The sequence below is a fragment of the Variovorax ginsengisoli genome, from assembly GCF_030486595.1.
GTDB classification, from domain to species: Bacteria; Pseudomonadota; Gammaproteobacteria; order Burkholderiales; family Burkholderiaceae_C; genus Variovorax; species Variovorax ginsengisoli_B.
On record NZ_JAUJZH010000026.1, the window covers coordinates 21,845 to 35,868 of the forward strand.

The 14,024-nt window shown below is 69.7% G+C and carries 13 protein-coding genes; 6 read left to right on the forward strand and 7 right to left on the reverse strand.

Annotated features, from left to right (window positions below; translation table 11 throughout):
- The first annotated feature begins 15 nt into the window (after positions 1-15).
- The 6 genes from QZH52_RS28395 to QZH52_RS28420 all read left to right on the forward strand — a co-directional run bounded on the left by QZH52_RS28395 (position 16) and on the right by QZH52_RS28420 (position 6,705).
- Entirely contained in the window at positions 16-942 is a 927-nt protein-coding gene (locus QZH52_RS28395; protein ID WP_301814188.1) for a LysR family transcriptional regulator, read from the forward strand.
- Positions 943-1,016: 74 nt separating this feature from the next.
- Complete coding sequence (locus QZH52_RS28400) at positions 1,017-1,802, forward strand: YoaK family protein (protein WP_286536107.1); 786 nt, start codon at positions 1,017-1,019, stop codon at positions 1,800-1,802.
- Positions 1,803-1,933: 131 nt separating this feature from the next.
- Positions 1,934-2,314, forward strand: coding sequence for a DUF805 domain-containing protein (locus QZH52_RS28405; RefSeq protein ID WP_301814190.1), 381 nt, complete (start codon positions 1,934-1,936; stop codon positions 2,312-2,314).
- Positions 2,311-4,620: an FAD-binding protein gene (locus tag QZH52_RS28410; protein WP_301814192.1), complete on the forward strand. Its 2,310-nt coding sequence runs from the start codon at positions 2,311-2,313 to the stop codon at positions 4,618-4,620. Before QZH52_RS28405 ends, QZH52_RS28410 begins: the two co-directional genes overlap by 4 nt.
- Positions 4,617-5,672: a hypothetical protein gene (locus tag QZH52_RS28415; protein ID WP_301814194.1), complete on the forward strand. Its 1,056-nt coding sequence runs from the start codon at positions 4,617-4,619 to the stop codon at positions 5,670-5,672. Before QZH52_RS28410 ends, QZH52_RS28415 begins: the two co-directional genes overlap by 4 nt.
- Positions 5,656-6,705, forward strand: a complete 1,050-nt coding sequence (locus QZH52_RS28420; RefSeq protein WP_301814196.1) for an alpha/beta fold hydrolase — start codon at positions 5,656-5,658, stop codon at positions 6,703-6,705. The genes QZH52_RS28415 and QZH52_RS28420 overlap by 17 nt, the downstream gene beginning before the upstream one ends.
- On the opposite strand, the gene QZH52_RS28425 is transcribed toward QZH52_RS28420, so the two are convergent.
- The 7 genes from QZH52_RS28425 to QZH52_RS28455 are packed head-to-tail and all read right to left on the reverse strand — an operon-like array spanning position 6,706 to position 13,859.
- Positions 6,706-7,632, reverse strand: a complete 927-nt coding sequence (locus QZH52_RS28425; protein WP_301814198.1) for a polysaccharide deacetylase family protein — start codon at positions 7,630-7,632, stop codon at positions 6,706-6,708.
- A 4-nt stretch (positions 7,633-7,636) separates the two neighbouring features.
- On the reverse strand, positions 7,637-8,680 hold the full coding sequence (locus QZH52_RS28430; protein WP_301814200.1) for a bifunctional UDP-4-keto-pentose/UDP-xylose synthase: 1,044 nt from the start codon (positions 8,678-8,680) through the stop codon (positions 7,637-7,639).
- A 26-nt stretch (positions 8,681-8,706) separates the two neighbouring features.
- Positions 8,707-9,636 (reverse strand): formyltransferase, encoded by a 930-nt coding sequence (locus QZH52_RS28435; RefSeq protein WP_301814202.1) that lies wholly within the window; start codon positions 9,634-9,636, stop codon positions 8,707-8,709.
- Complete coding sequence (locus QZH52_RS28440) at positions 9,633-10,643, reverse strand: glycosyltransferase (protein ID WP_301814204.1); 1,011 nt, start codon at positions 10,641-10,643, stop codon at positions 9,633-9,635. Before QZH52_RS28440 ends, QZH52_RS28435 begins: the two co-directional genes overlap by 4 nt.
- Positions 10,640-11,782, reverse strand: coding sequence for a DegT/DnrJ/EryC1/StrS family aminotransferase (locus tag QZH52_RS28445; protein ID WP_301814205.1), 1,143 nt, complete (start codon positions 11,780-11,782; stop codon positions 10,640-10,642). The genes QZH52_RS28440 and QZH52_RS28445 overlap by 4 nt, the downstream gene beginning before the upstream one ends.
- Positions 11,779-12,168 (reverse strand): DMT family transporter, encoded by a 390-nt coding sequence (locus QZH52_RS28450; protein ID WP_286519476.1) that lies wholly within the window; start codon positions 12,166-12,168, stop codon positions 11,779-11,781. Before QZH52_RS28450 ends, QZH52_RS28445 begins: the two co-directional genes overlap by 4 nt.
- The gene (locus QZH52_RS28455) at positions 12,165-13,859 is read right to left on the reverse strand and encodes a glycosyltransferase family 39 protein (RefSeq protein ID WP_301814207.1); all 1,695 of its coding nucleotides are present in this window, start codon (positions 13,857-13,859) and stop codon (positions 12,165-12,167) included. Before QZH52_RS28455 ends, QZH52_RS28450 begins: the two co-directional genes overlap by 4 nt.
- Between the last annotated feature and the right edge of the window lie 165 nt (positions 13,860-14,024).

Consider the following 14,024-nt stretch of genomic DNA (forward strand, 5'->3'; position numbering starts at 1 on the left):
GATAAAATCGGTTTCATGGATATTCGTTCGGTCGATCTCAACCTGCTGGTCCTGTTCGACACGATGGCGCGCCTGCGCAGCGTCAACAAGGCGGCGGAGGCCCTGGCGCTGAGCCAGTCGGCCACCAGCGGGGCGCTGGCGCGGCTGCGCGCGGTGTTCGACGACCAGCTGTTCGTGCGCACGGCCTCGCAGATGGAACCGACGCCGCGCGCGCTCGAACTGGCGCCGGTGGTGCATCGGGTGGTGCAGACGATCCAGTCCGAGATCCTCCAGCAATCAGCCTTCGATCCGGCGCGCGCGGAGCGCAGCTTCACGATCCTCACGCCCGACATCGGCGAGGTCGCCTTCCTGCCGGGCGTGCTCAGGCGGCTGCGCGAAGAGGCGCCGCATGTGCGGCTGCATGCGGTGTCGAGGCCGCGCGCGGCGGCGGCGGACGCGCTGGAGCAGGGCGAGGCCGAGCTCGCCGTCGGCTTTTTTCCGGACCTGCAGCGGGCCGGCTATTTCCAGCAGGCGCTCTTCATGAGCACCTACACCTGCATCGCCTGTGCCCGCCACACGGCGGCGGGGTCGCGCATGACGCTGAAGCAGTACCTGTCGGCGCGCCACATCGTCGTGCGGCCCGATGGCCGGGAACATCTGCTGGACCGCTTCCTCGACGACAAGGGCTGGCAGCGCCATGTCACGCTGGAGCTGTCGCATTTCATGAGCCTGGTGGTGCTGCTGCCAGGCAGCGACCTGATCGCCACGGTGCCGCAGGACATCGCCACCGTGGTCGGCCGGCATGTCGCGATCAAGGAGATCGCGCTGCCGTTCCGGCCGCCGCAGCTGCAACTGCAGCAGTACTGGCACCGGCGCATGCAGAACGATCCCGCCAACCGCTGGCTGCGGGGGCTGTTCTATGACGTCAATCGCCGGGAGGCCGGGGCGCAGATGCCGGGTTGACGGCGGTCTGCGCCGCCGGGCCGGACCCCGGCCGCGGCATGCCAAGATAGCGCCGTCGAACCATCGAGACCGCCATGCGACGTCTGCGCTTCCTCACCAACCGCCATCGCGCGCCCTCGACCAACAGGGCCCTGGGGCTGCTGCTGGCCTTCAACGCGGGTGCCGTCAACGCGGGCGGCTTCCTGGTGCTGCACATGTACACCTCGCACATGACCGGCTTCGCCTCCCAGCTCGCGGATGGCCTGGTGCTGGGCAACGCGAAGCTGCTGCTCAACGCGCTGGGTGCGGTGCTGGCCTTCCTGAGCGGCGCGGCGGTCTGCGCGATGCTGGTGAACTGGGGCCGCCAGAACCGCCTGCATGGCGTCTATGCGCTGCCCCTGCTGCTGGAGGCGATGCTGATGCTTCCCTTCGGGCTGATGGGCGCGATCACGTTGACCTGGAACACGCCCTTCGCGGTGCCGCTCACGGTGCTGCTGCTGTCGTTCATCATGGGGCTGCAGAATGCAGTGGCATCGAAGACTTCGGGCGGCAGCATCCGCACCACCCACATGACCGGCAACATCACCGACCTGGGCATGGAGCTCGGCAAGCTCTTCTACTGGAACCGCGCCGACCACGCCACGGCGGCGCCGGTGCGCCACGATCCGCGGCGCATCCGCATGACCAGCGGCCTGGTGGGCATGTTCGTGCTCGGCGGCGTCGTCGGCGCGCTGGGTTTCAAGTACGTGGGCTTCATCTGCACGCTGCCGCTGGCGGCGCTGCTGCTGGCGCTGTCGCTGCCGCCGCTGGCGCGCGATCTGCCCCGCTCGCGGGTGCTGCGGCGCTTGGCCGGCTTCCTTGGGTGGCGAGCCGGGCGCTAGGCGTTGCCGCCGATGCGGCCGAAGCGCCCGGCTGAACTGGCCGTTCAGCTGGGTACACATCTCGATACATCGCGATTAGCATAGCGGGGCTCGGCATCGCGCCGGCACGGGCAGACAACAAGCACTCGAAGATGTCCTGGATTCAAGAATTTTCCCTGCAGGGTCGACTGAGCCGCACCGGCTTCTGGCTGCGCATGGGCGTGGTGGTTCCGGTGGCGCTCTGGCTGTGCACGGCGGTGCAGCAGCGGCTGGGCGCGCCCTTCGACCTGATCCCCGTGCTGGTCCTCGTGGGGCACCTGGTCTCGGTCTGGGGCCGCCGGCTTCACGACCGGGGGCGCTCGGCCGGCTGGCTGCTGCTGGCGGCGGTGCCGGTGGCCGGCGCGATCGCGCTGCTGATCGAATGCGGATTCCGCGGCCCGGCGGCGAACGCCGAACGCTACGGCGCGCCGGCGGGCGTCCGCAGCGACTATCTGCGGGTGACGAACCCCGCCACCGACTCCGCCCTGCCATGACCAACCACCACATCGTCAACGACGTCACGCAACTGAACCCGGTGCGGGTGATGGCCATCGTCGCGCCGGCCTGCACCGGGGACGTCGTCGAAGCATTGCGCCGCACCTCCGGGCCGGTCTCGATCGGGGGCGGGCGTTTCAGCATGGGCGGGCAGACGGCCAGTCCGGGCAGCCTGCATTTCGACATGCGCTCGATGAACCGCATCCTCGCGTTCTCGCCCGACGAGAAGACGATCCGGGTCCAGCCCGGCGTTCGCTGGTGCGACATCCAGCGCTTCGTCGACCCGCACGGCCTGGCGGTGAAGATCATGCAGACCTACGCCAACTTCACGGTCGGCGGGGCCTTGAGCGTGAACTGCCACGGCCGCTACGTGGGGCTCGGCCCCCTGGTGCTGTCGATCCGCAGCATCGAGGTGGCGCTGCACGACGGCCGGCTCGAGCGCGCCAGCCGGACGCACAACCCCGAGCTGTTCTACGGCGTCATCGGCGGCTACGGCGGGCTCGGCGTGGTGGTCGAGATCGAGCTCGACCTGGCCGAGAACAAGCGCGTGCTGCGGGTCGACAAGGTGATGCCGCTGTCGCAGTACTGGACCCACTTCAAGAACGAGGTCCGCAACAACCCGAAGGCGGTCTTCCACAACGCCGACCTGTACGCGCCGCACTACGCGAGCGCGCGCTCGGTCACCTGGGTCGAGACCGATCGCCCGGCCACCACCTCGGCGAGGCTGCAGCCGCTCGCGAGCCGCTACCCGCTGCACCAGTACTTCCTGTGGGCCGTGTCCGAGACGCCCTTCGGCAAGGAGCGGCGCGAGAAGCTGGTCGACCCGCTCCTGTACCTGCGCAAGAAGGTGCACTGGCGAAACTACGAGGCCGGCTACGACGTCGCGGAACTCGAGCCGCCTTCGCGCAAGGACCGGACCTACGTGCTGCAGGAATACTTCGTCCCGGTGGAGCAGCTGGAGGCCTTCGTGCCCCTCATGGCCGCGGTCCTCCGGCGCCATCGCGTGAACGCGCTGAACGTGTCGATCCGCCATGCCATGCCCGACCCCAACACCTTGCTGAGCTGGGCGCCGCGGGAGACCTTCGCCTTCGTGCTGTACCACAAGCAGCGGACCCGGGAGAACGCCAGGAGCCGGGTCGGCGTGTGGACCCGCGAGCTGATCGATGCCGTGCTGTCGGTCGGCGGCACCTACTACCTGCCGTACCAGCCGCACGGCACCGAGGCGCAGTTCCATCGCGCCTATCCGCGAGCCAGGGAGTACCTGGCCCTGAAAGAACGGCTCGATCCCGACTTCCGCTTCACCAACGTGCTCTGGAACAAGTACCACAAGCCGGGGCAGCCGGTGCCCGCTGCCTCCGATGCGCCGAGTTCGGAGTTCCACCAGGTCTTCGGCGATGTGCGGCTGTCCGATGCCTTCTACCGCTTTCTCCAGAGCGTGTTCCGCACCTTGCCGGAAGACCGCTTCCACCAATTGATCCGCGATGCCTGCAAGCTGCACAAGGACGAAGAGAGCGTCTACCGCTATCTGCAGAGCGAGCTGAAGGGCATCAAGCCGATGCTGGCCGACCTGACGCATGCGCTGCCGTCGCTGGTCAAGCAGAAGGCCGAGATGACCCGGCAGACGCTGCAACTGCTGGGCGAGCGCAAACGCTTCTCGGGCTATGCCGAGATCGGCTCCAAGGGACGCTACTTCCGCGGACTCGCGTCGGCGCTCGACATCGGCGGCCCCTGCTACTTCATCGACGAGAAGGCGCCGACCTTCTCGCCGGTCGACATCATGGAGCGCGGGCAGCTTCGCAAGCTCGAGGGCCGGCACCTGCCGCTCGCCGACTACGCGCCGCTGCCGGCCGACCCGATCGCCGACGCATCGCTCGACCTGGTCGCCTGCTACGTCGGGCTCCACCACATGACGGTGGAGCGGCTGCGGGGCTTCCTGGCGTCGGTCAACCGCGTGCTGCGTCCCGGCGGCGTCTTCATCGTCCGCGACCACGACGTGCGCTCGGAGGAGCTGCGGGTGCTGGTGTCGCTGGCGCACACCGTCTTCAATGCGGGACTCGGCGAGACCTGGGAGACCAACCGGGCCGAGCTTCGTTTCTTCGAGCCGGTGGCGACCTGGGTCGAGCGGCTGGCGCAGGCGGGCTTCAAGGACTCCGGCGCCCGCATCCTGCAGGACAACGACCCGACCGACAACGTGCTGCTGTGCTTCACCAAGGAAGGCCGGGCGCTGACCGGCAGCGTGGCGAACGACGCTGCGGCAGCGCCGCTGCCGTCCGTGCGGCCCGAAGCGCTCGCGGCGGCACGATGAATAGCGTCCGGCCACTGCTCGCACTGGTGTTCGCGGGCCTCGCGCTCGCGTCATTCCACGGCGGGGCCGCCGCGGCGGAAGCCGCCACGCCGCCGGTCCACCAGAGGACCCCCGACCAGACCTTCCTGACCTTCCCCGAGTGGTACCTGGTGCACAGCCCGGCCGAGTACGCTGCCTACCTGGCCAGCGGACGGCCGCCCAGTGCTTTTCCGCTGTTCTCGCACATCGGCCAGTTCTGGCAGGGCTACCGGGCGGTCGGCCGCGAGCTCGGCAACTATCCGTTCAATGGCGGCTATCACCTCATGGTGATGGTGATCGGCACCAGCACCACGGTCGAGTACGCGGTCAAGGGCGCCTACGAGCACACGGTCGGCAGGCTCGCGGAGGCCACGCGGTCGGGCCCGGCGCCAGTGCCCGAGGAAGTCTTCGCGGCGCGCTATGCGCAGGCCTATGTGGACTTCATCCGGGTCGACCCCTGGTACCTGTTCGACTTCGGCGCCGAGCTTCGCCGAATGTGGGCGGCGGGCCTGCCGCTGTCGGGGCCGAACCTGATCCGGCGCTGGGAGCGCCGGTTCGCGCTGACGACCGAGCTGCTGGTGAAGGCCGGCTATGCGCAGGCGATCAAGCTCGGTACCCACGCCATCTATGACGCGCCGCTGCCGGTCACGGCCGTGGTCCTCAGCGGGGCGCCGGCCAGGGATGCCGCGCACCCCGACTACGCGCTGCTCGAAACCGGCGCCGCAGGCGTGTTGGCGACGATCCCGCGCTACGAGGGCTTCACGGCCTACAGCCGCTGGCTCGCGGGCCAGGGGATCGACTTCAGGGAGATCGCCGGCAACCGCGGCGAGGTCGTCGCCAGCCTGCTGGTGCCGGCGCAATGGTCGCCGCCGCCCGGCGCGACGGCGCGGGTGCTGTTCGTGCAGCCGATCCTCACGCGGCCGGGCACCGTGCGCGTGGTGCTGGCCACGCCGATCGACCGGCTCGGCGGCCTGCTGCGGCAGGTCGAGTCGGGGCTGGGCGGCAGTGCCATCGAGCATGTCTACGACTTCTAGAACGGTCGCCTCGACGGTCCTGCGCTGCGCGGCGGTCGCGCTGCTGCTCGTCGGTGCCGTCCTCGTCGCGGCCGCGGGATGGATCGCCTACGCCCACGGCGCACGCGCAGCGCGGGAGACGAAATCGGTCGAGCAGCTGGCCGGCGGGCAGGGCCGCTGGGTGCCTGCCGGCGATGCCGCGCTGTATGTGCAGGAGTGGGGGGAGGCCAAGGCCCCGACGCTTCTGCTGCTGCACGGCACCGGTGCCTGGAGCGGCACCTGGTTCGGGCTGCCCCGGACGTTGAGCGAGGCCGGGTGGCGCGTCGTGGCCGTCGACCTGCCGCCGTTCGGGCTGTCGAAGCCGGCGCTGACAGGTGCCGGCCCGGACTACTCGCGCGCGGCGCAGGCGCGGCGTGTCCTCGGCCTGATCGACAGCCACGGGGCGCCGGTGGTCCTGGTCGGCCATTCGTTCGGCGCCGGGCCCGCGCTCGAGGCGGCGCTGCAGGCGCAAGGGCGGGTGCGCCAGCTGGTGCTGGTCGATCCGGCACTGGGGCTGGGCCCGATGGGCGAAGCGCCGGTTTGCGAGGCCGGCGGCCCCGGCTTGCTGGCGCACCGCGATCTTCGAACCGCCCTGGTCGGCGCGAGCCCGACCTGGCCCGGACTGACGGGCACGCTGCTGAAGCAGTTCGTTTTTCGGAAGGACAGGGTGACCGGCGCGCTCGTCCCCGCCTACCAGGTGCCTTTCGAACGCGAGGGCTTCAGCGCCAGCCTCGGCGACTGGGCACAGGCGTTCGCGGTTTCGGCCTGCGAGGACGCCGCCAGCCTCGACGCCGCGAAGCTGCGCGCCTGGGCCGCCGGCGGCCTGCCGGTGGCGCTGCTGTGGGGCGAGCAGGACAGCATCACGCCGCTGCCGCAGGCGCGTGCCCTGCAAGGATGGATTCCGCAGGCGACGCTCACGGTCCTGCCTCAGGTGGGGCACATACCGCACATCGAGAGTCCCGAGGCCTTTGCCGATGCGTTGCTGGGCCGGCTGCCGTCGGCCGCGGCGCCTTAGTCAGGCCGCAGCGCCAGCCGGCGTCCAGGCCGCACCCTGCACCGCCAGCAGCCCCGAGCGCCCCGCCACCTCGCCCTGCCGCAGCCGGTGCCGCGGCAGGGTGGAGCGATCGACCGCCGCGGCGAGATCGCCGAGCGTGACCAGCTGGTGGCCCTGGGCGTGCCAGCCCTGCAGCAGGCGCTCGAACACCGGCATGAGCTTCATGCCCTCGAGTTCGGCGTGCAGCGTGTAGACCTGGTCGCGGTCGGAAGCGGCCGTGAGGCCCAGCAGGTGGGCGTGGACGTTCTGCGCATCGAGGCCGTCGATGCCGATCAGCTCGTCGAGGGTGGGCAGCGTGGTCGGAAACTGCGGCGGGCCGATGACGCGCCCGTCGTCGGCCACCGGGATGAACGGCCCCTCGCCGCGCGTGTCCGACGCCAGCGCGATGCCGAGCGTGGTCTCGGCCTGCGCGGCCGCCGCGTTGAACTGCCATCCGGCGGCGCCGTGCAGGCGCGGGGCGCTGCCGAAGATCTGCGTGTGCCGCTCGACCGCGCGCGCCATCTGGCGCAGCGTCCATGCCGCATCGCGCTGCGTCAGGTGGTCCTGCCAGTCGATGTGGTCCCAGCAGTGCACGCCGACCTCGAAGCCGGCGTCGCGCACCGCGCGCAGGGTCGAGGCTTCGCGCTTCCCGATATCGGGCCCCGGCAGCAGGCTGCCGTAGAGCAGCGTGCGCACGCCGTAGTGCTCGACCACCGAGGTGCGCGCCACCTTGCTCAGGAAGCCGGGCCGGAACACGCGCAGGATGGCCCGTCCGGTGTGGTCGGGTCCGAGGCTGAACAGGAAGGTGGCGCCGGCGCCGACGCGCTGCAGCAGCGCCTGCAGCCGGGGCACGCCTTCGCGGGTGCCGCGCAGGGTGTCGACGTCGATCTTCAGTGCGATGCGCGCCATCGTCTCAGAGCGCCAGGTCGGCGGCCGCCTCGGCCTCGTCCCGGTAGTACGCGAAGAGGCTGGCGAGCGCCTCCTGCATGCCGACCTGCGGCTTCCAGTCGAGGTCCTTCATGGTCGCGCTGATGTCGGGCACGCGGTGCGCGACGTCCTGGTAGCCGCGGCCGTAGTACTCGGCCGACGACACGTCGGTCAGCCGCACCGCCGCGGCTGCCTCGGCGTATTCGGGCAGCGTGCGCGCCTGCGCCAGCATCATCTCGGCCAGCGCGCGGATCGAGTGGTTGTTGGCCGGGTTGCCGATGTTGTAGATCTTCTGGTCGGCCACGCCGCCTTCGTTGGCGATGATCTTCACCAGTGCCGCGATGCCGTCGTCGACATAGGTGAAGGCGCGCTGCTGGCTGCCGCCGTCCACCAGCCGGATCGGCTCGCCGCGCACGATGTGGCCCAGGAACTGGGTGATCACGCGGCTCGAGCCCTCCTTGGGCGTGTGCAGGCTGTCCAGGCCCGGCCCAATCCAGTTGAACGGGCGGAACAGCGTGTAGCGCAGTCCTTCCTGCATGCCGTAGGCGTGGATGACGCGGTCCATCAGCTGCTTGGCGGCGGCATAGATCCAGCGCGGCTTGTTGATCGGGCCGTAGACCATGTTCGACGATTCGGGGTCGAAGGCTTCGTCTTCGCACATGCCGTAGACCTCGCTGGTCGAGGGGAACACCACCCGCTTGCCGTACTTGAGGCACTGCCGCACGATCGGCAGGTTGGCCTCGAAGTCGAGCTCGAAGACGCGCAGCGGCTGCTTCACGTAGGTGGCCGGCGTGGCGATCGCCACCAGCGGCAGCACGACGTCGCATTTCTTGACGTGGTATTCGATCCACTCCTTGTTGATCGTGATGTCGCCTTCGAAGAAATGGAAGCGCGGGTCGCCGAGCCACGGCCGGACCCGATCGGTCTGCATGTCCATGCCGTAGACGTGCCAGTCGGTGGTTTCGAGGATGTGGCGGGTGAGATGGTGGCCAATGAAGCCATTGACGCCGAGGATGAGGACTTTGAGCATGGGGCGATCCGTGGGTTGGGGATGATTCAATGGTCGACCGGCACGCAGGGCGCACCGAAGCGGCGTTCGAAGCCGGCCGCGTCGATCGCGCCGGCAGGGCCTTGCGCGGCCAGCACTTCGAGCGTGCTGCCGTCGGCGGCCAGCAGCCAGAGCGCGCCGGCCTCGCTCGCCAACCGAAGGCCGGCGCCGGGTGCCCGCCGCGGCCGTTCGGCGAAGCGGGTGCTGTCGATGCGGATGCGCTCGCCGCCGATGTGGCAGAAAGCGCCCGGGTAGTGGGGGGGCGCGAGGGCGCGCACCAGGTTGTGGATCTGCAGGGCGTTGGCGCTGCCCGGGATCAGGCCGTCTTCCGGCTTGCGGCCGCCGAAGTAGCGGCCCTGCGAGAGGTCCTGCGGGCGCTCGACGGCGGTCCCGGCGAGCATCAGCGGCAGGCTTCGCGCCAGCACGATCTCGGCTGCGACGACGACTTTGCCGAACACCTCGTGGGCGGTGTCGTCGATCAGGATCGGCACCGCGCACTGGTCGACGATGGCGCCGTTGTCGGGCTTCTCGTTCATGCGGTGCAGGGTGGCGCCGGTCTGCGTCGCGCCCTCGATCACGGCCCAGTTCACCGGCGCCCGGCCGCGGTACTGCGGCAGCAGCGAGCCGTGCATGTTGAAGGCACCGCGGCTCGGCAGCTGCAGCCAGGGCGCCTTGAGCATGTGGCGGTAGTAGAACGAGAACAAGAAGTCGGGCGTCGATGCGGCCGCCTCGGCCAGCAGTTCCGGCAGGTGCGGGTCGGCGGGCGTCACGCAGCGCAGGCCGTGCGCCGTCGCCACGCCGGCCACGCTGGAGAACCAGATGGCCTCGCCGGCGGCGTCGGCATGGGTGACGACCAGCGGCACCTCGACGCCGGCATCGAGCAGCACCCGCAGGCAGCGCACGCCGACGTCGTGGTAGGCGAAGACGATGGCCTTCATGGGCGCTTGCGCTCCAGCACGGCGTTGATGACGTAGCGCGGCCGGGCCCGCACCTCCTGGTAGATGCGCCCGATGTACTCGCCCAGCAGGCCGATGCCGAACAGCGCCAGCCCGACCAGCAGGAACAGCAGGGCGAACAGCGTGAAGACGCCGCCTTCCTCGGGCCCCAGCACGACCCGGCGCGTCGCCAGGATCAGGAACAGCAGCGCCGACAGCATCGACACCACGATCCCGAGCAGCGAGAACGCCTGCAGCGGCACCAGCGAGAAGCCGGTCACCAGGTCGAAGTTGAGCCGCACCAGGCTGTAGAACGAGTACTTCGATTCACCCGCGTGCCGCTCCTCGTGGCCCACCACCACCTCGGCCGGGTTGCGCGAGAACTGCAGCGCCAGCGCCGGGATGAAGGTGTTCATCTCGTTGCACTGGTTGATCAACTGCACCACGTTGCGGCTGTAGGCGCGCAGCATCGAGCCGTGGTCGGTCATCACGATGCCGGTGAGCCGATGGCGCATCCGGTTCATGGCCCGGGACGCCCAGCGTCGCCAGGCCTGGTCCTGGCGGTCGCGGCGGATCGAGCCGACGCAGTCGTGGCCGCGGTCCATGGCGTCCAGCAGCAGGCGGATGTCCTCGGGCGGGTTCTGCAGGTCGGCATCGAGGGTGACGATGCGGTCGCCCCGGCAGTGCTCGAAGCCCGCCAGGATCGCCCGGTGCTGGCCGAAGTTGCCGTTGAAGAGAATGACCCGCGTCACGTCGGGCCGACGCTCGAACTGCGCCGCCAGCAGCGCGGCCGAACGGTCGCGGCTGCCGTCGTTGATGAAGATCAGCTCGTAGGAGACCCCGAGCGCATCGAGCGCCGGGTAGAGCCGCTCGAACAGCGCCGCCAGGCCCTGCTCCTCGTTGTAGACCGGAATCACGACGCTGAGTTCGGGGGTGTCGTCGTCGATGTCGTCGTCGTGGTCGTGGTCGTGGTCGGCCTCTTGGCCGGGAACCGACTTCAGCGCCGTCATGGCCGCACTCCCTGCAGTTCCGCCATCACGGTGGTGACGGCAGCGCACACGCGATCGACGTCGGCGTCGGTCATGGCCGGGAACAGCGGCAGCGTGACCGTGCGTTCGCCGATGTCCTCGGCGACCGGGAAATCGCCGCGGGCGTGGCCCATGGCCCTGAACATCGAGAACAGGTGCATCGCGGGGTAGTGCACGCCGACGCCGAAGCCGAGCGCCTTCATGCCGGCCACGAAGTCGGGGCGCGCCGCGGCGAACGCGCGCGGCAGCAGCGGCTGGAACATGTGCCAGTTGCCATGCAGCTCCGTGTCTTCGGACGGCAGCTCGAAGCCGAGCGAGCGGTCCCAGCGTTCGAAGTAGCGCCGGGCCAGCTGGCGTCGGCGCAGATTGAAGTCGTCGATGCTGCGCAGCTGTCCCAGGCCGATCGCCGCCGCGATGTCGGTCATGTTGGCCTTGGCGCCCCAGGCCTCGACCTCCATGCCGCCGCCGGGCAGCCGCTGGACCCCCTGCAGCCGCAGCAGCTCGAAGCGCCGCGCTTCGGCCTCGTCGTTCATCACCAGGCAGCCGCCTTCGCCGAAGGTCATGTTCTTGTTGGCGTGGAAGCTGAACGACACCAGGTCGCCGAAGCTGCCGATCGGCCGCCCGCCCCATTGGGCACCGAAGGACTGCGCCGCGTCCTCGACCACGCGCAAGCCATGGGCCGCGGCCAGCCGGTTGAGCCGGTCCCGGTCGACCGGCAGGCCGGCCAGGTCGACCGGCAGCAGGGCCCGCGTGCGCGGCGTGATGGCGGCCTCGATGCGGTCGAGGTCGATGTTGCGGGTGGCGGCATCGGCGTCGACGAACACCGGCGTGGCGCCGACCGCCAGCACCACGTTGGCGGTCGCGACCCAGCTCATCGGCGTGGTGATGACCTCATCGCCTGGGCCGATGTCGCACAGCCGAAGCGCCAGTTCGAGCGAGGCGGTGCCGGAGTTCACCAGCCGCACCGGCCGTCCGTCGAAGCGCCTGGACAAGGCGGCCTCGAGCGCTTGGCACTTCGGGCCGGTGGTGATCCATCCGGAGCGCAGCACCTCGGACACTTCGGCGATGGTGCGCTCGTCGATCGAAGGGCGCGTGAAAGGCAGGAAGGGCGTGTCGTTCAATTCGTGCTCCCGCTGCGCGCCACCAGGATGACGCCGACGACGATGACCGCAATGCCGAGCCAGCGCTGGGCGTTGACCTGTTCGCCGAACAGCCACCAGGCCAGCGCCGCGTTGACGATGTAGCCGATCGAGAGCATCGGGTAGGCGATGCTGACTTCGACCCGCGACAGGGCGACGATCCAGACCACCACGCTGATCGCGTAGCAGGTCAGGCCGCCGAGGATGCCGGGGTGCTGGGCCAGCCCGGTCGCGCTGCGCCAGAGCGCGGCACTGCCGTCGCTCATGGAAATCTCGCCGACGCTGCGCGCCCCGGCCTTGAGCAGCAGCTGGGCTGCGGCGTTGAGCAGGACGCCGGTCAGCACCCACGCAAAATCGATGATCTTCATTGTCTGGCTACCACCACGCGTCGTTGATCCTGAAAGATGACCCGCATCGGAAGGCCGCGCTGGCGCAACGCGCTGAAGCTCGGGAAGTCCATGTAGGCCGCGGCCTGCGGCAACGCCTCCCAGCGGGTGGCGAAGGCGTCGAGCGAGTCTAGCGAGCGTCCGGGCTCCAGCACCTGGCCCATGGCGAATTCGTCCTCGTAGTCGACCAGAACGACGTCCCGCCGCAGGTAGAAGGGCAGCGTCTGGTCGTAGATCCCGACCGCGAACATCGGCGCGCCGGACCGCAGCACCGGCTCCAATGCCGACACGATGGGCGCCGCGCTCTTGAGTTGTCCGTAGGCGTTGTGGGCCGCCATCACCATCGTCATCCCGATCAGATGGCCGAGCGCCAGGCTGACGATGGCCAGCGTCACGCCGCGCCGCCGCAGGGCCCACCATGCAAATGCCGCGAACGCGAGGAAGACCGCGCCACCCCAGCGGATCCCGGCGCCGAGCTGGGCGAAGATCTCGGCCGGCGTCGAATGGGAGGCCACGCGCGCGCTCTGCGTCGAGGCGACCAGCGCGATCGACCAGACCAGGATCGGAACCAGCAGGTGGCCGCGCAGCACGCGCGGGCTGGCCTGTTGCAGCCGCAGGCCGATCAGCAGCGCCAGCGCCGGGAACATCGGCAGGATGTAGGAGGGCAGCTTCGAACCGCTGGCGCTGAAGAACAGCAGGATGAAGACCGAATGCACGAACAGGAAGTCGGCCGGCGCGACGCCGCGCGGCGGCGCGTCGCCGGCGCGCCGGGGGCCGAGCCATGGCAGCGCGCTGGTCCAGGGCAGCATCCCGCCGAGCAGCAGCGGCAGGTAGTACCACCAGGTGCCTTCACGCTGGTGGACCTTGGTCAGGTAGCGCGCGAAATGCTCGTGGATGAAGAAGAACTGGGCGAAGGTCGGATTGCGCATCGACACCAGCACGAACCATGGCGCTGCCAGGACCAGGAAGATCAGCAGTCCGGACCACCAGTGCATCCGGCGCCAGGGGCCGAAGTCCCGGCGCCAGAGGCAGGTCAGGACCAGGGTCGCGCCGGGGATCAGGATGCCGACCAGCCCCTTGCTGAGCACCGCGCCGGCCATCGCGGCCCATGCGAGCCAGATCCAGTTGCGGCGCACCGCGGGTGTCGCCGGAACGTTCTCGGCGATCAGGACGGCGCACAGCGCGAGCGTGAGGAACAGCGTCAGGCCGGCGTCGAGGGTCAGGAAATGGGCGTTGCCGAAGATCCAGGTCATCGACGCCGCGATCGCCAAGGTGCGGATTCCGGTCTCCCGGCCCCACAGCCGCGAGGCCGTCGCACCGACCGCGAGCACCGTGAGGAAGCCGGCGAGCGCCGGCCACAGGCGCGCGGCGAATTCGTTCAGGCCGAACAGGTGCAGGAACATCGCGCTGAGCCAGTACTGCATCGGCGGCTTCTCGAAGTAGAGCAGGCCGTTCAGGCGCGGCGTGATCCAGTCGCCGCTGCGCATCATCTCCAAGGCGATGCTGGCGTAGCGGCCCTCGTCGGGGCTGATGAGCGAGCGCATGCCGAGCGAGCCGAACCAGATCACCGCCAATGGGGCGAGCAGCAGGGCCAGCATGCCGCGAGAAAGCGGTCGCTTGTCCGCAAGGGGCGGTGCGGGGTGGTACGTACCTCGATCGATCGGGTGATTCATGAAAACATTGGATGTACGTCTGGGCCGGTGCTGCATGGCAACATCTCGCCTCGGCGGCGCATGTCGATGATATGCGGCGCATTGGCTCGGCCTCCGCGGCCGACCGCTTGGTCAGAAGGATGACACTGGAAGTGGCGCCGCCGGTGTCCGCCACCATGGGCTGGG